The following is a 23,946-nucleotide window of genomic DNA, read 5'->3' on the forward strand; positions in this document are numbered from 1 at the left end:
TCCCTGCCCTAATATCACAAGGCAGACGCATAAAGCATAAGGAATTTGCTATGGAACACGGCTCTATTAACTACATTGAATTTGCTGCGAAAGACATCGCCGCAACTAAGGCATTTTTCAGTCAAGTGTTTGGTTGGAGCTTTGAAGACTATGGCCCTGAGTATTCTGCGTTTGAAGGCAAAGGCTTAATGGGCGGCTTCTATTTGGCGGATCTGGCGTCGAATACGGATAATGGCGCGGCGCTGATGGTTTTTTATAGCCAAGATCTTGAGCAAACCGAGCGCGATGTAATTGATGCTGGTGGTCAGATAAACCGTGAGATCTTTAGCTTTCCCGGCGGCAGACGTTTCCATTTCAGAGAGCCAAGTGGCAACGAGATGGCAGTGTGGAGCGATAAATAGAGAGACTCTCGCACTGTTTTATGATTGAACTGTTTAATGTCTGAAAACGAGACATAAAAAAGCCTGCGATAAAATGCAGGCTTTTTAGTCTGTTCAGTAGAGAGCACATTTAACGTGCGATTACGTGCGCTCAGCTAGGTACGCTTCGTAGTCTGGGATCTCGATGATTACTTCTTCTTCAAGCAGTGAAGAGTTAAACAAGAAATTAGCGGTAGCGCGGTTAGTGGCCACAGGAATGTTCCAAACACTTGCGATACGAAGCAGTGCTTTTACGTCTGGGTCATGTGGTACAGCATTAAGTGGATCCCAGAAGAAAATCAGCATATCGATCTTGCCTTCAGAGATAAGCGCGCCAAGTTGTTGGTCACCGCCCATAGGGCCGCTGATCATGCTCTTGATTGCTAAGTCTGTCTCGTTACTTAGTAAAGAACCAGTCGTGCCCGTTGCGTAAAGGAAGTGCTTTTGTAGTTTTTCTTTGTTCTCTTTGACCCATCTTAGTAGCTCAGGTTTGAAGTGGTCATGAGCGACCAAAGCGATATGCTTATGTGTTGGCATAGTGCGCGTCGTTTTTTGCATGAATGTTCCCTAAATTGTTGTTTCGTTTTTATTGTTTTGAGTTCTTCAGCCAATATAGCACTAAGGATTCACACTGAATACCGGACGAAACTCAGAAGGTGACAATGAGTCGGCGATAATTTGATCTTTGAGAGTTGCAGGTGTCAGCGCTTCGATAATCGGTGCGCTGTGTTGCTCGTAAGGTTGACCGCGTAAGTAACTCGTGGCTTGTTTTACCGACAAGCGACCTTGCTCAACCATTTTATCGGTTGGCGCAAAAAGTACCTTGTTACGAAGTAAACCACGGTAGGTTCCGTGACTTAAGTAACTCGAAATTAACCCAATCTCTTCGGTTTTATCGGCCGCTCGTAGCTCACTGATCGCTGCTTCAATCGCGACGGCACTTCCGACTATATATTGGATATCCGGCTCCTCGATCACCTGTTGTACTAGGTTTCTTTGCAGTTCTTTATCGTTATCTGCCCAATAGCTGATCGCGATTTTGATATCACTCGACTTGATCGCATCATAAAACCCCAGTGCCACAGGCTTAGTGCCGCCACTTGCTTGTGGACCAAGTAACAGGGCGATAGGTGTTTCGCCTGATCCTTTCGGGTGTCGTTTCGACAAAAAATCTCCGACTTGGTATCCCATTTGGTACCAATCGACACCGACCGTACCTTTTAATACCTTCTGTTGTTCTTCATTGACGGTTAACTCATTTACCGTAGCAAACACAGGCGTCGAGCCAACCCAATCGCTGAGATTGTCATGATACGCATCGGGTGAAACCGTACCTAAAATAATGGCATCGGCTCCCCATTGCGTGCAAAGCACCAGTTGCGAGGCTTGTTTGGCCACGTTGGGGTAACCGCCAGCTTCCAATACTCTTAGCTCAACTTGCTGCTTTTCTGCTTCAGAGATCATTCCATAGTTTACCGACAACCAATAAGAGTCTTTGAGGTGCGGATAAATGGCACAGATTTTCTCTTTTTGTGATGTGGCATTGGCGGGCTTTATTGGGCTCAAAGGCTCACTAGCACCTGCGACAGTAGTTACTGAGGCCAGTAGTGAGAGAAGAATTATTGAAGCGAAAGGTCTAGATAGCATGAATTGCCGTTTTGTTGGTTTTAGATAAGAAACACTGCAAAATATAGCGTATTCTGCATGGGTAAAGAAGAACGTTTTAAGGTTTAGAGTTTATGTTGTTAGCTTCAGCGAGTATTGGACGCAAGCTGCTGGCCTCATTCTTAGTGATGGCACTGTTGGTTCTATTGTCTGCATTGATCGGTGTTTCTGGTTTTAGCTTTGTAGCTAAAACGGAAAGAAACGTCGTTGATTCGGCGCTTCCTGCCATGATCGAAGCTCGTCAGGTTTCTGAGTTGAGTAACCGTATTATTTCGTCAGTACAAACACTTTCTAATGCGAGAAACGAGGCCGAAAGAAAAGAGGCTGGCACCGTACTGTTTGACCAACTTGAGTCGCTTCTTCAACATATCAAAGAGCTTGGTGTCGACAGTTTCGATTCTCAGCTCCTCAATAAACTCGAAAACAATGTTCAAAGCGTTATTAACACACTGGCTGAGTTGGGTGTGTCGGTTGAGCGTAAGCTTTGGTTAAGCAAAGAGTTGTCGTCTCGTGTCGAAGAGATGCGCCTATTGGCCGAAGAGCTAGAGCAGTTGACGCGAACCCAAGTTTTGAACACGGCTACCATTGCGGTTGCTAACGTCACGCATATCTATGACCTGCTAGAAACCAAAGAAACGGATAAAGCCTACCAAGCCTTAGATGCGCTTGTAGAGGTTGACCTTGATTTGTCTGAGCGCCTACACGAATTGCATTTGCTGGCGTTCAAAATGCTTAACCAAATTGAAGAAACGCAAACCGTTACCAACGTAGAGCGTATTCATCAAATCCAATCAGAATTTGAATCCAACCTAAGAATCATGGCGCGCCGCGTTAAAGCGGTCGAAGATCCTACTCGTTCAGCGCAGATGTCTCAGCTTCTAGAAGAGCTCAGAAAACGCCAAGTCGTGTTCGATATTTCATTAGAACAATATGAGAACACCAAAAAGTCAGAGTTTCTGATGCAAAATACGTTGGAGCTGTTCTCTCAGCTGAATACAACGGTTAACCAACTGGTTGATGATTCAAACCGCAGTACCAAAAAAGCGGTTGATGAGCTGACCAGCACGTTGAATTTGGCTCAATGGTCACTGTCTGTGATTTCGGTTATTGGTTTGGTTATCGTTGCATTTATCGTGTGGCGAGTGGTGTATATCTCGGTTGTTAAACGTCTTACTGAATACTCATCGGCCTTGATGTCTATCGCACAAGGTCGCCTGAATATTGATATCTCGGTAAAGGGTAATGATGAGCTGGCTCATATGGGCGAGGCGATCATCACTGCCAGAAACACCGCGCAGGCGCTACAAGTGGTTGCGGTGGGTGAAGCAAAGGCGAAACGCGAACTTGAAGAGCACAAAGAACACTTAGAAGAGTTGGTCACAGACCGAACCTACCAGCTGCAAAAGACCAATGAGAAGCTGAACATCGAGGTAGGGAACCACGCTAAGGCTCGTAACGCCGCAGAACAAGCAAGCCGCGCAAAATCCGCTTTCCTTGCGACGATGAGTCATGAAATACGAACGCCGATGAACGGTGTATTAGGTACTGCAAGATTGCTCAAAGATACCGGGTTAGACCCGCTGCAATCCGGCTATGCAGACATCATTAACCGCAGCGGTAAGAACCTACTCGCGATTTTGAATGACGTGTTGGATTACTCAAAGATTGAAGCAGGGCATTTAGAAATCCGCACTGCTTCGTTTGATCTTCATCAGATGGTTCAAGATACCTACCAATTGATGGAAGGGCGTGCCGCTGAGAAGAAGCTGAACTTTGATTTCCATATTGAAAGTGATGTGCAACGCTATTGGCGTGGTGACGTAACGCGAATCAGCCAAATCTTGAATAATTTGGTCGGTAACGCGATTAAGTTTACGGAAAGTGGCTCGGTCGATATCTTTATCAGCTTAGATATCGAAGATGAAAATCGAGTGATGTTTGAAGTGTCAGATACAGGTGTCGGTATTGATGCTAGCGAACAAGCTTGTCTGTTTGATGCCTTTACCCAAACCGATAGCGGTCGCAACAAAACCGGCGGCACAGGGCTTGGATTAGCGATCAGTAAAAGCATCATGTTGGCAATGAACGGGGATATTGGCGTTCATTCTGAAGAAGGCGAGGGTAGCCAGTTTTGGTTCTCACTGCCACTTGAAGCCGGTGAGAAGATAGAAACGAAAGTACCGGTCATTGAAGCGTGTATTCGAGCTAAAGTACTTCTGATTGAAGATAACCCCGTAAACTGCATCGTTGCTGAAGGCTTCTTGCATAACTTGGGGCACGAGGTTGTGATTGCGACAACCGGACAAGAAGCGAGAGCCATATTCAGTGAGCAAGAGTTCGATATTGCGCTGGTGGACATTAACTTACCCGACTGCGATGGCGTCGAGTTAATTCAACAACTCAAAGACGATGCGCTTCAGCATAAAAGTGAAGAAGACGTAATTCGAAAAGTACCCCCAATGATCGCAGTATCGGCTCATGTGTTTAACGAAGAAGTGGAAAGCTATTTGTCGTCTGGCTTTGATGGATTCTTACCTAAGCCGTTAGAGAAGGAAGCATTATCGGAATTGATTGTTGAGCAGTTGGACGGTCACACGCTGTTGCTGCCTCAGCCGGATCCGTCAGATGCTGTTTGCTGTCAGCTAAACTCTAAACCTCAGGAAACCGAGCTAGACTTATCAGCATTGGCATTTGCAAGCTCGACACAACGAGCAAACCAAGACGCGGAACATAATCAAGGAGAACCGATTGTGCAGATGATTAACCCTAAGATTATCAAAGACGACTTGGCCATTCTCGGTCGAGAAAAAATAGTGCAGATTGTTGGGTTGTTTGACCAAAGCAGCCAAGTCACTCTCGATGAACTGATTGTGGCAAGTGCCGCTGACAACGCTCGTGAAATTAAGTCTTTAGCTCATAAACTGAAAGGGTCTGCCGGCAGCCTAGGATTATCTGCACTGTTTGCTTTATGCCAGAGCATTGAAGCGAGCGAGGATCCATTACTTCAATATCGCGATAATGCAGACTCATTACCTGAATTGGTGAAAGACTCGTTAGCAGCGCTCCGAGAGCAACTATAGAGTGGCTATTGGGCGGAAAGCCCCAAAATAAGAACAGAAAACAAAAAGCAGGCTATTTCTCCGTTTTAATATGAAGAAGTGACCTGCTTTTTTATTGTCGAATAAGAATCTAAGTAAGGCTTTCAAGGAACGGCTCTAAGCCATCTTGATATGTCCAGCAGCTTTGATCTTAACGTGAACCATATTGCCTTGTAGGTAGCTTAATGGAATCTCGCTGCGTTCAATGATCGCGACATTATCGCTGCATGCGCCAGCTTCAATCGCCAGTTGCTTTGATTGCGCTTCCAAGCCCTTTAAGGTCTCTTCACGTGATGCTGGGTCAATCGGTACGATCTTATCGAATTGACCTGATATTTCACCCAACGCAACACCAATCGCATTAGCCACTTCAAAGTGCTCAGGACGAACCACTTGGCTCACACCTTCAAAATGATCTGGGAATAGGGCACTACCACCACCAACCATGATTACGGGTACACTCGCCGCAGAGGTCTTCATCTTATCGATGCCTTCTTCAACATCCGTGACCATTTGTTGATAAATCTTGCTTGCTTGTTCGGCTGAAACACCAATCTCATCACTCAGTTGATGTTCTGCCTGCCACTGCATTTGTCCTGTTTTGAGTGCAATATCGGTGAGCGTAAGTTCATCACCACCAAAGCTACGCGCCGTTTGCGTCAAGGTATGGCCAACACTTTCTGGGCCTAGCTCTATACGCTGCTGTTCAAAGCGAACCTTGGTACCACCACCAATGGCTAACGCCAAAATATCAGGCATACGGAAGTTGGTTCTCACTTCACCGATTTCTACTGCTAAGCTCGATTCTCTTGGGTAGCCGTGAGTCAGTACGCCGATATCAGACGTAGTGCCGCCCACATCGACCACAATCGCGTCTTTTAACTTAGTTAAGTGACTCGCTCCACGAATCGAGTTTGTTGGCCCACAAGCCACGGTAAGAATCGGGTACATCAATGCGAACTGCTGTGACATCAGTGTTCCGTCGTTCTGACCGAAATAAGGCGTGGTGTGGATTTCATGATTGATGAGTGCACTGCAAAAGCCGTCAACGAATCGTTTTGCTGTCCCTTGCAGAGCCGCATTGAGGATAGTGGCGTTCTCACGCTCTAAAAGCCCTAAACTGCCCACTTTATGGGATAACGATAGGTTCACGCCCGGAAGTTCTTGTTGAATCCATTCTGCTGCTTGAAGCTCCTGGTCGCCGTTGACGGGAGAGAACACTCCGCAGATAGCAATGGAATCCACTTGGCCTTTCATTTTCTGGCAAAGCTCGCGGATCTCAGACTCTTGAATGTCGGCAATCAACTGGCCGTCATATTCATAGCCGCCGTGTGCTTGGTAGAAGTGCTGACCAAGCAGGTTTTGCCACGCTTCACTCCAACCACAAAGGGGCGGGACGCTATCACCACTGGGAAGCGCTAAGCGAATCATGCCGACTCTGTCTAAGCCTTTTCGTTCAACGATTGCGTTGGTGCATTGAGTCGTGCCAAGCATCGCGTGTTTCACTTGCTGACCATCAATGTTTGCTTGGCTTAGTAGTGCAGAAATCGCGTTATCAATCCCGGTTGAAATGTCATGTGTGGTCGCAGTTTTTACTTTAGCAATCACATTCAAGTCTGCGTCGAGCAGCACACCATCGGTATTGGTGCCACCTACGTCAATGCCAAGACGGCAGTAATCAAGCGTAATGTTTGTCATGCGACTACCTCTTCAATGCAGACTTTAGTTGTTCAATGGTTTGATACTCGACTGTGTAGCCAAAGTAACCCGGACCTGCGACTTCGATGCCTTTATCTGTGCGCCATTTCGGGTCGCAAGGGTAGGCGATAAGGTCGATGCGCTGTCCGTAGCGAAGCTGTTCGGTTGTGATTGGCTTACCGGTTTCATGGTCCAAGATCGAAATAAGATCCGGTGTTGATGCCAGCAGATTATCTTGGTTCATGTCTGCGCGGCTTGTCCCTTTGTGCGCGAGAAGCAATTCGTTTTGGAACTGCACAAACACGTTATCTACGCCGGTATCTTCAAACTGAGCCAGCTTTTCAATTACGACACCACCTGTTGCAAAGCCACCATCGGTTTCACGTTGAATATCAACAATCTTGCCACTGATGATGGTATGGCCGCCGACAATGTCTAATACGGCCTGTGTGCCACTTTGATTGTTGTCGTTTGCCAGTCTAATCGCTTCACCAATCTTCATTGCTTGGGTCAGTGTTGCGGGCAGTGCGCTACGTTTTAGGTTCTTACCGTTCATTGGGTAATCGCACATTGCTGCAGAACCGCCCATCTGTTCGGTGATCGGTCTAGCAAACCTTTCAGACCAAATACCGTCAATTGGGTAAAGTGTGACGACATTGCCACGCTCATCGGCCAATGTGTTTGGAGCAGACGGGAGACCATCAAGAAAGAAAGTCACCATTTGAGCTTCTGGGAAAGCACGTCCCATCGCATCACAATCGATCACAGGAATGTTCTTTTGCGCTGCAACGAGAATTGGAATCAATGAATTAAAACCGCCCACTTCGATAGGAAACGTTGCCGCCACTTCAGTGCCGAGCGCTTTTTCCATCGCTTCGAAAGCAATCAACATTTGATCTTTCGAATTGAGTTTCTCTACTGCGACGGTTGGTGCGCCAATCATTGAAGAGGGCACTGTCATCCAATCGTCTTGCACGTCTTCTAAAGGAATCATGCGTACGGGTTGTTTTGCCGTTGCAATGGCTACTTTCGCCATCAAGGCACCGCTGTATGGGTCACCGCCGCCGCCAGTACCTAATACCGTTGCTCCGAGCGCGATATCATCAATCATTTGTTCAGTAATAATCACAACTTCTATTCCTTATCACTTGAAGGAGAAAGCTTCATTAGGGCGAGGTAAATCACACCAGCGGCAAGAATGCCGTCTAACGCCGAGATGCTGGTTAACGAAAATAGGTCGAAAAACTCTGGCGCGGTACAAGCGCTGAATGCAGTACCAAATGCCCAAGAAGCCAAGCCTTTAAACATCCAAGCGGGAGCTTGCTGAATGTTCTCAAAGCGCATTTTTGTTGAATCTAAAATATAATATTGAACGATGTAGACCCCCGCAGCTGGCGCGATGGTTACGCTGAGGAGCATTAAGAAATCGGTAAACTTGTTCACCATGCCGAGCTGAGCAATGCCAATACCGGCGATGGTCATGATTACCACCAATACAGGGCGAGGAATCTTAGGCAGAACCATCGACATGCATAAGCCGCCAGAGGTCAGGTTGCTACTATTGGTAGTCCACTGTGCGAACACCAGAACGATGATGGCCGCCATACCTAAACCAAGTGTGAAGAAGACTTCGACTAGGTCGTCGGTGCCGGTCATTTTGGTCAGGATCAACGCGATAAGAATGATGGCACTGTTACCCACCAGAAAGCCGATGCCTGCTCCGAGAATCGCATCGCGACGAGTCTTAGCGTAGCGAGCAATATCAGGCGCGGCAACTGCAGCAAGAATCCAGATAGACATAACAAAAGAGATGGCTTGGCCAAGCGTTAAAGGATCTTCAATCGATGGCGCTGCGCCACCTTGATAATCAGCTGCCATAAACAAACCGATGGTAATCAACGTCACCATCAATGGAACAGAATAGGTACTGAGTTTGCCTAAAGCACGAACGCCATAGATAGCCGTCATCATCATTAACACACTGCCGCCAATAAGAGCGGTGAGGTGTGAAATTATGATGTCGTATTTCGCCAGTGCATCGACCATGATGAAAGCGAAGAAATCAGCCTGGAATGCGAACCAGCCGACTAATGAGATGCCGTTGATGAAGCCAAGAATTTTACCGCCGTTACGGCCAAATACCGCGCTGCTCACCAGCGGGGTAGACACGCCAGCTTGAAAGCCAATGTTGGCACACAGCATCGCGATGATCGCCAATAAGCCTGAACCAATAAACGTGGCAAGCAGTGCGTCTTCAAAACCAATACCGCTGCTTAGAATCGAGCCGAGAAACAGTCCCGAAATGTCGATGCCGATTGCCAACCAAATAAGGCTGATGACCCACCAAGATCGTTTGGCCTTCTCGGGAACGGGTTCCAACTCGAAGTCATCTATCTTTTTGTGGCTGTGTGTTGTTTCGGGTTTATTCACGTAAGCTTCTGCCGCCATAGTGCCATCCATGCATTGTTATTCCATAAGTGTGAATAAAGCATACTGATGTATTTATTGTTAATAAATGAATATAATCAGATGTAAACATAACAAAAAACAAATGTGAGTGGCAAAGTGAATCCAAACAATAAGTTAGATAAAAGAGACCTACGTAGATTAGAGCTTTTTTGTGAAATTGTTGAACAAGGAGGCATCAATCAGGCGGTCGCAAGCACTGGGATTAGTCAACCAGTGCTGAGTAATCAGCTTATTGCCTTGGAAAAAAGCTTAGAATTAACATTATGCCAACGTGGTCGACGTGGTTTTAAGCTGACTCATGAAGGTGAGCAAGTGTATAAATATGCGAACCAACTAAAATCGACCTTAACCGACTTCGCTTATAAGTTACGAGGTGTACAGACGGAACTCTCTGGGCATGTGCGAATTGGATGTTTGGATAACACCGTCACTTTGCCTTATAACCCACTTCCCAAAGCGATCGAGACGTTTTACCAACGCAGTAACAGTGTTGAGGTGAGTGTTGATGTCGGGGATTTCACCCAGTTGAATGAGAAGTTAGCAAAGAACCAGATTGATATGATGATAGTGGTTCTAGGGTCACATCAAAAATCAGCGTTTCAACATAAATACCCACTGTTTGAAGAGCACAGTTATCTGTATGCGCGTAAGGATCTGGCTGAGAAGATCATGGACAAGGATTTCTCATTGGATGGCTGTCGTATCAACATGGGCGGCTATGCCAAAGATGAGATGTTCCGATTACTGAATATTGAGCAGTACGATTCCGTAAAGCCTTTTGATGGCTGGCATGTCGAGTCGGGTGTAATTTTAACCTTGGCGGGCACACACCTGAGTTTTTTACCGTCTCATTTAATCGACCGTGGCCATTATGACCAAGCCTTGATTCCGCTTCAGCCCGAGAAGTGGAGCCTTAAGAGTCAGTTTTATGTGGTGTTGAAGCAACCTGTAGATTCCCTTTCCCCCGCTGCGCGTGCGTTTTTTGATGAGCTACACCAACCGGAAGCATCGGATTCAATATAGAGAACTCGTCGCTTCTCAATAGCACTTAAGATACTTTCTCATATACAAAAAATCCTCTGCCAAGACAGAGGATTTTTGCTTTTATGCTTTATGAGTGAAAACTAACGGTTCTCGAAGCGGTTGTAATCCAACAATCCGAACTCGATCGGTTGGTCTTGTTGATACCAACGATGCACGCGATCACTGAATGGCCAGAACTCGCTAGAACTGCGTCGTACCGCAAACTTATCTAGCAGCGCCACGTAGTCTTCTTCTGTGCTTAAGTTTTGCAGCGTTTTAACCAGAGTAGGAATCTCGCTCTCGGTTAATGATAGGTAAGCCGCAGGGTAGCTACCGACAACGCCTCGTACGAGGGTAAGGTCATCATTGGCGTAATCACGGTTACCTTCTTCATTAAACAAGCTAGAAATGTTGCTGTGCGCGTTATTGTGAATCATGGTGAACAGTTGCTCTTCGCCGTTTTCGCCTTCAATCATGATCATCACTAATTGAGGCACATGACGCAGGCCTTCGCCCTTTATCAAATTCACTTGGTTAAGCAGTGCTTCATTCTTCCTACCAAAACCTGTTTCAACAATCTCAAAGCGATTATCGAGAACAGGTGCGAGCTTATCTTTGATCATATCAAGCAGTTCGTGTTTCGGATCCGCCGTTTTGTAAACCACGCTGGTCGGCTGATCAAAAGGTGCAATGTTTCGCTGCAAATAGTCACTCAGTTGTGCGCTTTGGTTCTGGTACCAACTAGAGTGTTCAATGTGACGAACGTCTTTAGGAAGAAGGCTTAAGAAGTTACTCTCACCTTCAAGACGCAAGAAGTCCATGAACATGCGTGTAATCAGCTGGTGGCCAAAGTTGCCGTAAACATCGAAGCCTGCAACGAGAAGATAATGAATACGCTCTAGAAGAGCATAATCAAGAATCCACGCAGTCTTAGGTTGCGTGCCAACTAACCCTTGTACAACAGAGGCGCTATCGAAGTGCCTAAAGACGGTGAGAGCAGCATTCGGGTTGATGCCATCGCCATCCCAAATGATGCCAGTGTCTAGGTGGACGCCACTCTCGAACCATTGGTTAGTGAAGTCTGATTTCGCGTTTAGGTATTGCGCTTGTTGCTTTGCGTATCTTACCCAGTTGGTCACAGGTACGGTGTTACTTTTTAGTTCGCTAGGTAGCTTTAAATTTTTCTTTTGACTTGCGTAGAAGGCGTTGATTTCCGGAACATCGGCTTTCTCTGGGTCGATGAAGAAAACCCAAAAACGGTCGTTAATTACGTTCAAGGCAAGTTGACCACGACACACAGGTCCTTTGATGTAGGCCATGATGGTGTTTTGCGCGTTATCTAACATGAAGTTGAAGCGCGAGTTTACTGGCAGCGCTTCAAATGATGTCATTGGGTTTGCTGAAACATCGATGTCGTAACTAGGTAGTTGTTTTACTTCGTAATTTACGTCGACAAACCAGGTGTTCCACTTTTGTAGACGCTCTTTATTAAGCGCGAAAGGCATGTGCGTTTTGTCGACGATAGTGCCTTGTTCTGGAATCAGACGGTAGTAAACACTGTCTACTTTTGGATCGTCATAAGGGCGACGAGTCGTGATGCGTTGTACCGCTTCACCTGGTGGTGTTGCAGAGCGAACAACAGTAAAGAAACGCGTTGGTTGAGCTAAATCAGAAAAATAGACATGAGATAAAAACAGGTGCTCGTAGATATAACGTGCTGAAAGTTGACTCTTATTGTCGCTCTTGTTTAAAAAGCTTTCGTAGACATTAACGAGCTCTTGTTCTGCATCAGTCAATGGAATGTGGTCGTTCATTAACGCGCCATTTTCCAACCAACTCATTAAAGTCGCGTATTCGGTTTTGTCTAAGTTTGGCATCCCATAAGGCATTCCCCAAGTTGGGTAATCTCTCTCGTATTGAGCGTATTCTTCAATGGTTGGGCACTGTTGGTCGCGATCGATTGAAAAGTCGAAACCTTCAAGCTGGGTTTGATCGGGCAGAGGGTGATTCTCTTTCTGGATCAACATACGAGAAACAAGACCAGCATCGAGGTTAGCCGTTGAGTTCTGCATACGCTCATTGAGGACAGGATGAAAATCCGCATCGCGCCACTCTTGCGTGGTTAAAGCATCTTCAAACAAGCGAGTAGGGGCTGATGCCGTTAAGCGGGTGCCTTGATAAACGAGTGCCTTGCTCGCGCCTCGGTCTATACCTTCCACTGAAGACATTTTGAGTTGGCAAGGGGCGTCATAACAAGCGTGACAAACCACGCATCGGTTATCAATGATGGGCTTTACTTCGTCAATGAAGTGCTGCGCTTGAGCTGAAAGAATAGGTGCTTGGCGATCGCGTACTTGTTGTTCACCAAACAGTTCGTCGAAGTTTAAACCCGCGTAGACGGCACAACCTGAGAAGACGCTAACAAAAGCTAAAATGAAGAGTTTTTTTAAATTCATACGTATTTAAATATTAGGCATTTTCTATAATTATATCGAAAATGATTGAAAATGCTCATGTTCTAACAATTTTGTAGACAAGATCTTGATGGGGCGAGTGACTTGTCGATGCGCGTTACTCGCTTGTGATCAGAAATTGGAGTTTAGACTTAGCTAGATTTAAGTCCCAAGAGCTAAAAGCTAGCAGTTAAGAGTTAAGAGTTAAGAGCTAAGACTCATTGATTGACGTAACAAACAGAGAAGGGGACAGACAATCGCTCAAACTCTTTGATCCAGCGCCACTGGTTGTCTTGCAGTTTATCGCCAGGGCCTTTGACTTCAATCCAATGAAACTCATCGCCCTTGAACGCAATCAAATCCGGCATCCCAGTTCTAAATAGCTTTAAGTCACTCAATATCACTTTGAAGAGGTCTACAACCAAGGCATTTGGAATTGAAGCCATGCCGTGTTCGATGAGTACCTTAGGAAAATAATTCCAATGAACAAAGGGGTTCGCGATACCTTGCTTTTCATCGTAAGTATCAAGAAAATGGTTCAGCCCATGTTTGGATATCGTTTGAAACACGGCTTCAATCTGTTCGGCTCGCTTGTCTACGAAATCTGAATGGTACAGATCCAATGGTCGATGTTGGTAACGATTGATAAAGGCGCCTTCAACGTCTGCGAAAATGACATCCCAGAAAGCCAAACCAAACAAGCCACACAGAAAACTGTTTTCTGAAAAGTAGACGTCCCAACCTTGATTCTCAAAATGCTGCTTTACCGCAAGCTCGACTCGAGTTTGGCTGAGGTCTAATTCCAGTTTTAACTCTTTGCAGCTCGGCTTTATGGTTCGTGAAACTTTGTGCCCCTGTTTCCGTAGCAGCCGGTCTTCAAGCTTAATAGCGATTTCCAACTCTGACACATCCGATGGAGTAGCTTTCATTTGCGTGACAATGTCACACATTAAGTCTAGCGTACCTTGCTTATCATAGATGCGTGCAAGTCGTTCTCTGCTCGGAGGAAGTGTAGATTGTCTGAACCAAAAGATAGCTTGGTCGTTTAGATTAAGCCTTTCAAGATCGCGAGCAATATCATTGATCAAACGCGATCGTTTTCTGGCAATACTTCTGTGTTCTGATTCTTCAGGAATCGCATTTAAAAGCAGTTCCAGAAACTCGCCATCTTTGCGGTCACCTTCTGAATACAAGCGTTGAATATCGCGCATCTGGATTAATTGATTGAGCTGATCCCTAGAGGTGAAGAAGCGGTGTTGCTTGCTTAATGGGTAGTTCTCAAAGGTGTTTAGCCCAAGGTCGCTTAACACGAACTGACTTAAGTCTTGATAGGTGTTGGCAAAGAACAGCAACAGTAATACATCAATCACTTGAGATTCGATGACGTAAATACAGTCGAAAGAGAGGTTTTGAAATTGGTCAAAAGGTTGCTGATCAAGCCGTAACAACAGCTCGTCTTTCTTGGCATTTCTATGGCTCTTAAGGGCGGGGAATACACTCAACAGCTCTGGTTTGGTGAGCAAGTGAAACCCGAGCTCGACCTCACTAATGGCGAGGTCATGCTGTTCTTCGGGATGACTCAACCCAATGAAGCCTGAGCTGTTTAGCTCTTGCAGTACGGTCTTTAGATCTGGGATCTCAACATAGTTGAGTTTATCGCTGCGAAACCAACGGCCTTTACGAGAAAGCAAACGAACCATTAGGCATTGGCTTGAAACAGAAAGACGTTTGTATGCGGACAACCAACGACATTCATCATCACTCAGAAGATCGGGGTAGAGCGTTTGAGCGTGTTCAACCAGTCGATTGAAGTTGTCGAGATAATAAGTGGGGGAGAGCTGAAGAGTGGTTTCGGTCGTCAATGGAGAAGTCGCTTGATACAAAAAGAGCCTAACCCTAAGGTTAAGCTCTTCAGTAACAAATTCAATCTTTTCTGTTGATTAAGCTTGTGATGCTTTTAGTTCAGCAACTTTAGCTTCAGAGATTGGTTTAGTGATGATTGCTAGAACAATACACACTGCCATCATAACTGCAGAGATTGTGTAAGCTAGGCCGTAACCTTCGCCGTTTGACATTGAGAAGCCAACAACTGCTGCACCGATAGCGCCGCCGATACCCCATGCCGTGTAAAGCACGCCGTAGTTAGTACCGTAGTTTTTCAGGCCGTAGAACTCAGCAGTTAGTGTTGGGAATACTGCTAGAAGCGTACCGTAACCAACCGCTGCGATAGCCGTACCAATGATTAGCGTGAATTCAGAGTTGAACGTAGCGAATAGAGCCATGTTCGCGCCTTGAAGGATGAACGCTAGAAGTAGAGTACGTACGCCACCGATTTTATCTGCAAGCATACCCGCAGCAACACGGCCGCCTGAGTTGAATACTGCAAGGATAGACGCTAGGTAAACTGCGTTTGGCAGGTTAGCTTGAACGCTAGCAATTGTAGTGATGTTACCGATGATCATTAGACCAACAGATGCAGCGAATGCGTACATGATCCATAGAGAGTAGAACTGAGGAGTCTTCAGCATTACTTTCCAAGTTAGGTCTTCAGTCTTCTTAACCGCTTTAGGAGCTTGGCCTGCTTTTACTTTAGGCTCAGCTGGCGTGTAATCCGCTGGTGGGTTGTTGATTGTTGCTGCTAGAGGTACTGCGATTGCAAGTACACCAACACCAAGAATCATAAAGCTAGTTTGGATACCCATGCTGTCGATTAGCGCAGAAGTTACTGGTGCTAGGTAAATAGCCGCAAGACCGAAGCCTGCTGCGATAAGACCGTTAACCATACCTTTCTTAGAAGAGTGGAACCACTTCATTGCTGATGGAGACAGACATGCGTAACCGAAGCCGATACCTGCACCTGTTATAATACCGAACGTGATGTTCAGCATCATAGGCGTTGTAGCGAAACCAGAAGCAATCATACCTAGGCCTGTAAGCGCTGTACCTAGGATAAGGATCTTACGTGGACCCATACGGTCTTGTAGGATGCCCGCAACAAGAAGACAAACAGAGAATGTGATAGTTGCAATAGCGTAAGGTGAAGATGCTTCAGCAGCACTCCAACCAGCTTCAGTTACTAGCGCTTTGTTAAATACACTCCAAGCATACAAGATGCCAAGACAAAGGTTGATACAGAAGCCTGCTAGCAGGATACGTGTTGCTTTATCAATCTTGCTCATTTTTATTCTCAGTTTTGTCATCGGTTAGTGGAGAGCCACTTAACTAAAGACGGGTTATTGTGATTGTTTCTTCAAAATTAGTTTGCGTTTATCAACAGATAGCGCAAAAGAGCGCGGATTATAACCAATTAAAATGTGATTGGAATCTCTTTTTCCATTTTTGGTAAATTAAATTCAATTTGTTAATAAGTTGTTTTTCATTGGTTTTTGAAATGTTTTTAACACCTCTCTATTTTGTTCTTTTTTGCTCTGTCTTCTTATTATTTCAGGGATTTTGAGGTGATGGTTTTTGAATAGACGCGTATTGCGTGCGGATATCACAGAGTTACAAATAATTTTAATTAATTTCCAAGGTTAAATTTGTGTAACAAAATAAATCGTAACAGCGCTTTGTTCATATGAGACAAGGAGTAACGGAGTTTTATTAAAAACAGAATGTTAAGCAATTGTTAAGGGTGATTTTTGTTAGTACTTTTGCTTACATTTTGTTCGATTGGAGGGGTTGTGTTGTCCGTAAAAAGTGGGAAAATAGTATGCAAACTGAGATTCCAAATTTGAAAGGATGCGTTTCCAACTTATGGTGAGGCGAGTATTATGAAACTGTTTTTAATTTTATTGATGTCAATTTCTGGTGGTGTAGCGGCAGCTGACCATATTCACTCTTTCCTATTCGGCTTCTATGTTGCGGCTCTAGCAGTTGGTAGTTGCTACTGGCTTGCATTCCGCAGTACGCGTTTCCCACAGTTGGCATTAGTGCTATTGATGTGTGGCTTTTTTGCGAAAATTGCAGTGACTGTTATCGGTGTTTCTTGGGGTATCTCGAACGATATCATTCAATCGCCGTTCATTTTCTCATTGTCATACCTGTTCTTCTTAGTGGTTGTGTCTTACGTTTGGTTTGCATACCGCGATAAATTGACGCTAAAACAACGCGCTAAGAAGGTAGAAGAGTCTCGCAAGCAAGCGGCAGCATAATTCGATTTGATTCTTAAAAAGCCTTCTTCGGAAGGCTTTTTTGATCCTGCCTACCTGAACTCTATTATTTGGTTATGACGGCAGATAAAAGAAACCCCAGTATGGTGACATACTGGGGTTACTTGTTATGTATCTATTATCTAGCAGTTACCATCTACCAAAGACTACTCTGAAGGTGTGTTATTTCTTCATCATCTTAGCGAGATCGGCGAACGGGTTGTGTGTCGCTGACTGATGATCATCTAAACTCGCTTTTGCATCCACACCATAACGCTCATGGTCAGTGTATTTTGAATGCTCATGATCGTGACAGTACAGGCACAGTAGCTCCCAGTTGCTGCCATCTTCAGGGTTGTTTGTATGGTCGTGATCCACGTGGTGAACGGTAAGCTCTCGGAGGTTTGAGTAAACAAATTCGCGCGCACATTTACCACAAACCCAAGGGTACAGTTTTAGTGCTTTTTCGCGGTAGCCTTTCTCTTGGCGAGCATACGCTGCACTCGAACCTGTGAAATCAGAAGACATTGCCAAATCCTTATCAATTGTAATATCCCGATTTTATCACAGCTTTCTTGAAGCTGTCGGTATGTCGTTCGTAAAATCATTGCTAAATGATGCAGTGGACTTATCGATATTAGATTGAAGTTTGAATACAGACTTACCTTCTACACACTAACGCTTAAGCGGGTTATGTCTTTCTGGAATAAGCCATGCTTAACAGTTTGAAAATAAATCGTATTCAGGGGTTTTAACCGCAGGCATGTGACCTAATATCAGTTTGTGAGACCCTATATTAATAAGGAAATATCATGTCAGAACAATACACTCCGCCAAAAGTTTGGGTTAACGATACTGCTGGTGGTAACAAGTGGGCAAACATCAATAGTCCTGAATCTGGAGCTCGCTTTGATAAAGAGCTTCCTGTTGGTGACCATGCTTTTCAATTGTATTCTCTTGGCACACCTAACGGTCAAAAAGTCACTATCTTGCTGGAAGAGTTGTTAGCGGCGGGTGTTAAAGAAGCTGAATATGATGCGTACTTGATCAACATTGGTGAGGCTGATCAGTTCTCTTCTGGCTTTGTTGGCGTGAATCCAAACTCCAAAATACCAGCACTTGTCGACAAGTCTGGTGACGAAGACGTGAATGTATTCGAATCGGCATCTATCTTGATGCATCTAGCAGAAAAATTTGGTCACTTCTTACCAAAAAAAGGGGCAGCAAGAACACAAACCATTAACTGGTTGTTCTGGGCACAAGGTTCTGCGCCATTCCTAGGTGGTGGTTTTGGTCACTTCTACGCTTACGCGGATGAAAAGCAAGAGTACCCAATTAACCGCTTCGCAATGGAAGCTAAGCGTCAACTAGATGTGTTAGACAAGCAACTTGCTAACAGCACTTTCGTTGCGGGTGAAGAGCTGTCTATTGCAGATATCGCGATTTGGCCTTGGTACGGTAACTTAGTACTTGGCAAAATTTACGACGCAGCCGAATTTCTACAAGTTGAGTCTTACACCAACGTTGTGCGCTGGGCGAAGCAGCTAGAAGCGCGTGAAGGTTTTCAACGCGGCCGAGTGGTTAATCGTTCATTTGGCGAAGAGTGGGAGCAAGTACCAGAGCGCCATTCTGCAGAAGACATTGACCGAGTTTTAAAGCTTAAGCCTTAGTTCTTTTTTGAACGTGTTTTTGGCAGATATACCCTATCGGTCTTAATGTTAATGGCTAATTGAAACGCCATATCTCAATCGAGATATGGCGTTTTTCCGTTTTAAGGTAGGGAGAGGTTTTGTAATTGGAATGAGAGTCTCAATTATCATTTTGTTTTTCTTATTCAATCGCTTATGAGTAATGGTCTTTGTGGTTAAGACAAAAAACAATAGTCATCGAGGTGGAGTAAATCTATAAGATAACGGTCCACTTTAAATTACGACTAACTTCGCTCAATGAAAAAAAACTTAATTGCGTTGGCTATCATATCCACGGCTCTTTCCGGGTGTAATCACGATTCACTAAGCTATAGTGACGGCCCTGATACGGTTCCTCCAACAGACATTATTCCACCAACGGATATTGTTCCACCGACAGATATTGTTCCACCAACGGATATTCTTCCGCCGACTGACATTATTCCACCAACAGATATTATTCCCCCAACAACTTACATCGGTTCACTGTTGTCGAGCGGGGCGTTTGTTTCTGGAGATGTGTACTGTGACGGCATTCATCTTGAAAACGGAACGTTCAGTGTAAAACAAGGCGTGAGTTTTAGTTGTACCTTGGGTCACCTTACTTTAGGTGATTTCACGGCTCCTTTCCCCGAAGTCACAGAAAGCACGATTTCAAATGATGCGCTTCATGCGGCATTTGAGTTGACAGAATTACATGGAGACAACGTTACCAAGGTACTCGAATCAATTGATGTTTGTGAGACTGAAAGTGCTATCTGTCTAAAAGAGCTGGATGCTTTTGATATTGAGGATGTGTTCTCGCAGCTTGATGATCAAGATGCTGTCGATGCGTACTTTTCATCGAAAGAAGAGGAGTCTACAGATGAAGTAGGTAAGGCTCCTAGTTCACACGTAGACACAACTGTTGTTCCTGCGGTTGACCCTAATGCGGACAATAACCTTAACGCTGGTTTTGTTTCTGCAGACGCGGAGTCTACCTATGCTTATAAGCCAAGTGTTGAAGGTAAGGTGTTAACTCGCAGTAAGCTTACAGACGCTAATGGTACGCCGATTTCTGGGATCAGTTTCTTTTCGGCTAACGCGACGGGCGTGACGGATGAAGAGGGAGTCTTTGAGTACCTGTGGGGCGACAGAATCGTTTTTGGTATTGATACGTTTGAGTTTGGCTCCATTACGGGTAATCAGGTTGCTTATAAATTGTCTGATGTGACCAATAATGTGGTTGAGAAAGCGAATATCCAGTCATTACTAGAGCGCTATGCGCTTGATCATGTAAGTCATTATGAGATATCTGAAGAAGTCCAAGGTACCTTTTCAAAGTACCCTAACGTTATAAATGAACTGATCAACCTAACTCTGCCAAATGGGGGATTAATAGAGGGTACAGACTTTGAACTTCCTAATGAGTTTGTTGGTCAGTTTAGCCAAGGGTTAACGGCAGTCATTGATGAGCAGCTGCGCCAAACGCCTCAGTTTATGGATTATGTTCGTCAACCTGCCGTTTTATCTATGGATTCTGGTCAGTATGTTACGGAGTCTCTGCAGCAAATCTTCCACAACGTCACCACATTCCATGTTTTCAATGACAATGGTAGTTTTTACGGTGCGACGGGGTATACCCGTGGTATGCGAGCTCTGAACATATCGAACAGAGCATTCCCTGTGATGATGCCAAGAACTGATAAAAACCGTCAGCTTTATTTTGGTGAGCAACAGGCTTGGACTCGTGAAGGTAAGCCTTACATCGCACAACACCCAAGTATCTCGATGCCTCCGATTCCTTTAGTCTCTGAAGACAACGCGACTTATGGTTTTCCATTCGTTACAGCAGGCGAGATAGGCAAAGGTAAAGTCGTGTTCATGGGTAATGGCTTATATCCAAGTATTCTGTCATGCCCTGAAAATTATTGGGCCAATCGAACATTGCATATCGATAGCAACAAACAACAGTGCACTGTTTCGAAGTTCGAAAACCTACTGCATGATGACCAAGGCAGCATGAGCTTGTTTTTCTCGAACTTGTTTGAGTGGTTCAATAATGGTCTGCCTATTGCAGGGATGAATGCAGTCACCAATATTGACCAAGCTTATTCGGCTTATCACCACTCCACAATGGGTAAGCAGTACACGTTTTTTGTTAGTCCTCAGTATGGTTTTGCATCAGTAGAAAAGCGTGGTTCAGGTGACTTTGATGGTTTGGATATGAGCACTACGCCGATTTTGATCCTTCAGGCATATCCCCCTAAGTTGGTTCAAGATGGTATGACTAACCAGTTTGTTGCTGACTTGGATAACCCGAACTTAAGCCAAGACGATATTACCGCTCTTATCAACTATGTTAATAACGGTGGCAATATCTTGTTTATGGATGCGATTCAAACGACAAACCCTGAACCTATTGGACGCTTGGCGGATGCCGCTGGTGTTTCACTAGGTGGTGAAAACGTTACGCCGACAAACCAAGCTTTCTGCGGTAGCTCTTATTATTGCCAAGCGCCGTATCCAAATCTTCACGTGAAGAGCGAAAAGGAAATGGTGGTTCTTGAGCGTTTTCAAGATAACCAAGGAGAACCTCCATTCACGGTAAATCAAGATGGTACGGTTGAGTGGATCAAAGATGAATCCAAAATCAAGTTTGAAATCCCGACTTATGAGGTTACTAAGTTAGACGCTGAAGGGAAACCAGTGCTTGATGAGTCTGGCGTACCAGTCATGGAGACAAAATCCGCACGTATCTTTGTTGAATCGGCAGAAGAGCGTGAAGCGGCAATCAAAGAACTGCAGTCGGCATTCGTTAGCACTGAGCTTTGTAAGAACGAGTATGAATACGAATTTAACTGTATAGAGACTCGTTCTGGAGACGGTGTTACTGTTCGTGGTGCTTATCATCGCGCAGACTTTGATCGCTATGAAGTAAGTGAAGCTGTTGTTGGTAGCATGGTTAAAGCGGCGAACTTGGGAACTAACTTTACGGCGCTTTATGAGCATGAAATTTACTATAGAACAAAAGGTACTCAAGGTAAGCGTCTGTCTAACAGCGAATTGAATCAAGCGTTTGATAACCTGTCTGTTTGGATGTGGAATGACAACGCATACCGTTTTGAAACAGACATACAAGATGAGTTGGGGTTCAAGCAAGCTGTTCAGTTCCTTAACTGTTATACCGAAGACTTACATCAAACAGACACAATGGATGCACAGTGTCCTGTTGACCTAAAAGCGTCGTTAGTCGCTAATGGAATGATTCATGGCGAAGGTGAGTTATCTGGGCAGTTGAATCCTAGCTATCCATTAAATTACATGGAGAAACCTCTGACTCGTATTATGTTGGGGCGCTCATTCTGGGATCATGAAATCGTTGTTGATACCACAATGTATCCGGGTCGAACTTCGGGGGCATCTTCGTCAAGTACGGTAATGGTTCAGACCAACGGTAAAGCGGTGACGTATTCGGCAGGAAACAATCAATCGACAGGTCTGTGGGCACCTCAATTACAAGAAGTAACCATTCAAGATGGCGTGGCAGCTACGATTACTGTGATGATCGCGGATGATCTTACAGGTAAGCCGAATCACGAAACGAGTTTGAAACGCCCTCCACGTATGCAAACCAGCTTTGACTACAATGGTTCGAGCTTAACTTTCAAGGTTCCATATGGTGGCCTTATTTACATTCAACCGAAAGTAAAAGAGCTTGGTGAAGTCTCGTTTAGCATTGATGGCGCGTTAAAAGCGGCTTGGTGGAAAGAGGGACAGTGGATTAACACTATTCAATCGGCAGACGCACCAATTGCAGAAATCGATACGGGTTCATTTATTTACACTACACCAATCAGGAATCTAGAATCCGCTGATTTGAACCAATTCGCAACAGATATGAATCGATTCGCTGAAGCGGCAAGTGACTTCTACGGGCGTGATGAGAAACAAAGCACTGGTTTACACCGTAGGTTCACTTATCCAGAACTGAATGCGTTCCGCCATCGTTTTGTGAATGACGTGCAGATTTCGATTGGCGCTGCTCACTCTGGCTACCCAGTGATGAATTCAAGCTTTAACGCAAATCGGACATACATTCCAACCAACCCTGTGAACGATTGGTTGTTGTGGCATGAAGTTGGTCACAACTTAGCATCAGCTCCTTTCCTTGCGGCTGGTAGTACAGAAGTGACCAATAACCTTCTTGCGTTGTATATGCAGGAGTTAGAGGGGCGCAATGCAAACCCTGAAATGGATCGTATTAAATCGGATATTAAGAAAGCACCTAAATGGCTAGAGCTTAATAATGAACATGCGTGGTCACATGGTGATGCAGGTTTACGATTAGTTATGTTTGGTCAGCTAAAAATCTGGGCAAAATCGAACTTTGCAATTGATGATTGGTATACACGCGGCGCAAGCCAATCTGATGTGTATGGTGAAGATGAAGGCTGGAACATGTTCAAACTTATGCACCGTAAAGCTCGAGGTGATAGAGAAGGCGACTCGAATACGAACTATTGTAGTGCTAGCGAGACTGGGCTTTCTGGTGGAGACCTAATGATGGTGTGCGCTTCTTATGTTTCAAACTATGACTTAAGTGACTTCTTTGAAGTTTGGAACGTGGGCGAAACGTCCATGACTAATGCTGATGGCACGAAGTCTTATAGTGGCGGAATTAGCTCTAAAGGTCTTAGTGCGGTTGAACAATTAAAACTAGAGAAACCAAACAACAGTCCTTTGAATGTTGATTCAATTTACTAACGCTAATTATTGCTAAAGCATTTTATAGCTTAAAAACAAACGCCACACTGAAACTACGTGTGGCGTTTTTGTTGGAATGCTCTAGAAATTTCAGCTAGATCAGTCTTCTACATGATGTTTAATACTTCGGCTGCCATTGGTTGACTGTCCTTGCTAGAGAAAGCAGGTTAAACTGTTCGCATCATAATTCTAAAGGATGGTGCCATGTACCACGGTCATATCTATTTCCCTCTGCGATTTGCAGAGCAAGCAGAAACACTGCGTCAGAAAATTTTAGCGGAACGTAAAGATGTATTAGAGGTTTTCCCATTAATACAGCGTTTGGTTGGTCCACATAAGATGCCAATGTTTGAGATTCACTTTGCGAACAAAGAGTCGGGCATTGTTGAATGGCTTGAGCAAGAACGCGGTGATATGTCGGTGCTTATTCACCCTGTAACTGGCGGTGAAGAAACTTTGGATCACACAGTACGAGCGATCTGGCTTGGTCGTGAATTGGGTGTCTTTGAAGAAACGCTTACTAGCTAATCAAATAT

General features: G+C 44.9%; 17 protein-coding genes. 8 read left to right on the forward strand and 9 right to left on the reverse strand.

Annotated elements, in window-relative coordinates; genetic code table 11:
- The first annotated feature begins 50 nt into the window (after positions 1–50).
- Positions 51–401 carry a VOC family protein gene (locus tag AB4133_RS00115; protein ID WP_017071128.1) on the forward strand — a complete coding sequence of 117 codons (351 nt, stop codon included), beginning with the start codon at positions 51–53 and terminating at the stop codon, positions 399–401.
- 120 nt (positions 402–521) lie between these two features.
- Here AB4133_RS00115 and AB4133_RS00120 read toward each other — a convergent pair whose 3' ends face one another.
- The gene (locus AB4133_RS00120) at positions 522–977 is read right to left on the reverse strand and encodes a methylglyoxal synthase (protein WP_372223741.1); all 456 of its coding nucleotides are present in this window, start codon (positions 975–977) and stop codon (positions 522–524) included.
- 60 nt (positions 978–1,037) lie between these two features.
- Positions 1,038–1,985 (reverse strand): TMAO reductase system periplasmic protein TorT, encoded by a 948-nt coding sequence (gene torT, locus AB4133_RS00125; RefSeq protein ID WP_240798932.1) that lies wholly within the window; start codon positions 1,983–1,985, stop codon positions 1,038–1,040.
- Between torT and AB4133_RS00130 the strand changes: the two genes are divergently transcribed.
- Together AB4133_RS00130 and torS are read left to right on the forward strand one after the other, a co-directional pair.
- Positions 1,930–2,094, forward strand: coding sequence for a hypothetical protein (locus AB4133_RS00130; protein WP_017060886.1), 165 nt, complete (start codon positions 1,930–1,932; stop codon positions 2,092–2,094). The genes torT and AB4133_RS00130 overlap by 56 nt on opposite strands.
- A gap of 64 nt (positions 2,095–2,158) precedes the next feature.
- Positions 2,159–5,164, forward strand: coding sequence for a TMAO reductase system sensor histidine kinase/response regulator TorS (gene torS, locus AB4133_RS00135; protein ID WP_017060885.1), 3,006 nt, complete (start codon positions 2,159–2,161; stop codon positions 5,162–5,164).
- A gap of 135 nt (positions 5,165–5,299) precedes the next feature.
- Here torS and AB4133_RS00140 read toward each other — a convergent pair whose 3' ends face one another.
- From AB4133_RS00140 to AB4133_RS00150, 3 genes are read right to left on the reverse strand one after another with little or no spacing between them, the layout of a single operon-like run.
- Positions 5,300–6,880 carry a hydantoinase/oxoprolinase N-terminal domain-containing protein gene (locus AB4133_RS00140; protein WP_136974415.1) on the reverse strand — a complete coding sequence of 527 codons (1,581 nt, stop codon included), beginning with the start codon at positions 6,878–6,880 and terminating at the stop codon, positions 5,300–5,302.
- Between the two features lie 4 nt (positions 6,881–6,884).
- A complete protein-coding gene (locus tag AB4133_RS00145) occupies positions 6,885–8,009 on the reverse strand; it encodes a DUF917 domain-containing protein (RefSeq protein WP_372223743.1) in 1,125 nt (374 codons plus the stop codon).
- Positions 8,010–8,014: 5 nt separating this feature from the next.
- Positions 8,015–9,340, reverse strand: coding sequence for a cytosine permease (locus AB4133_RS00150; RefSeq protein WP_372223745.1), 1,326 nt, complete (start codon positions 9,338–9,340; stop codon positions 8,015–8,017).
- 93 nt (positions 9,341–9,433) lie between these two features.
- On the opposite strand from AB4133_RS00150, the gene AB4133_RS00155 reads away from it, so the two are divergent.
- Positions 9,434–10,372 carry a LysR family transcriptional regulator gene (locus tag AB4133_RS00155; RefSeq protein ID WP_017071124.1) on the forward strand — a complete coding sequence of 313 codons (939 nt, stop codon included), beginning with the start codon at positions 9,434–9,436 and terminating at the stop codon, positions 10,370–10,372.
- A 101-nt stretch (positions 10,373–10,473) separates the two neighbouring features.
- Here the strand turns inward: AB4133_RS00155 and AB4133_RS00160 are convergent, their stop codons facing one another.
- The 3 genes from AB4133_RS00160 to AB4133_RS00170 form a co-directional block, all read right to left on the reverse strand.
- Positions 10,474–12,828: a fatty acid cis/trans isomerase gene (locus AB4133_RS00160; RefSeq protein WP_017064773.1), complete on the reverse strand. Its 2,355-nt coding sequence runs from the start codon at positions 12,826–12,828 to the stop codon at positions 10,474–10,476.
- Positions 12,829–13,043: 215 nt separating this feature from the next.
- Complete coding sequence (locus AB4133_RS00165) at positions 13,044–14,708, reverse strand: VRR-NUC domain-containing protein (RefSeq protein WP_372223746.1); 1,665 nt, start codon at positions 14,706–14,708, stop codon at positions 13,044–13,046.
- Between the two features lie 57 nt (positions 14,709–14,765).
- The gene (locus tag AB4133_RS00170) at positions 14,766–16,004 is read right to left on the reverse strand and encodes an OFA family MFS transporter (protein ID WP_017067032.1); all 1,239 of its coding nucleotides are present in this window, start codon (positions 16,002–16,004) and stop codon (positions 14,766–14,768) included.
- Between the two features lie 594 nt (positions 16,005–16,598).
- On the opposite strand from AB4133_RS00170, the gene AB4133_RS00175 reads away from it, so the two are divergent.
- Positions 16,599–16,979 (forward strand): hypothetical protein, encoded by a 381-nt coding sequence (locus AB4133_RS00175; RefSeq protein WP_017064770.1) that lies wholly within the window; start codon positions 16,599–16,601, stop codon positions 16,977–16,979.
- 180 nt (positions 16,980–17,159) lie between these two features.
- Here AB4133_RS00175 and AB4133_RS00180 read toward each other — a convergent pair whose 3' ends face one another.
- Entirely contained in the window at positions 17,160–17,504 is a 345-nt protein-coding gene (locus AB4133_RS00180; RefSeq protein ID WP_017060876.1) for a YajD family HNH nuclease, read from the reverse strand.
- Positions 17,505–17,788: 284 nt separating this feature from the next.
- Between AB4133_RS00180 and yghU the strand changes: the two genes are divergently transcribed.
- The 3 genes from yghU to AB4133_RS00195 all read left to right on the forward strand — a co-directional run bounded on the left by yghU (position 17,789) and on the right by AB4133_RS00195 (position 23,938).
- Entirely contained in the window at positions 17,789–18,646 is an 858-nt protein-coding gene (yghU, locus tag AB4133_RS00185) for a glutathione-dependent disulfide-bond oxidoreductase (RefSeq protein WP_102332906.1), read from the forward strand.
- Between the two features lie 276 nt (positions 18,647–18,922).
- On the forward strand, positions 18,923–23,410 hold the full coding sequence (locus AB4133_RS00190) for an SslE/AcfD family lipoprotein zinc metalloprotease (RefSeq protein WP_372223748.1): 4,488 nt from the start codon (positions 18,923–18,925) through the stop codon (positions 23,408–23,410).
- Positions 23,411–23,614: 204 nt separating this feature from the next.
- Positions 23,615–23,938: a DOPA 4,5-dioxygenase family protein gene (locus AB4133_RS00195; protein WP_017060873.1), complete on the forward strand. Its 324-nt coding sequence runs from the start codon at positions 23,615–23,617 to the stop codon at positions 23,936–23,938.
- Positions 23,939–23,946 lie beyond the last annotated feature (8 nt).

The organism is Vibrio sp. 10N.286.52.F8 (assembly GCF_041468745.1).
Taxonomy (GTDB): domain Bacteria; phylum Pseudomonadota; class Gammaproteobacteria; order Enterobacterales; family Vibrionaceae; genus Vibrio; species Vibrio crassostreae_C.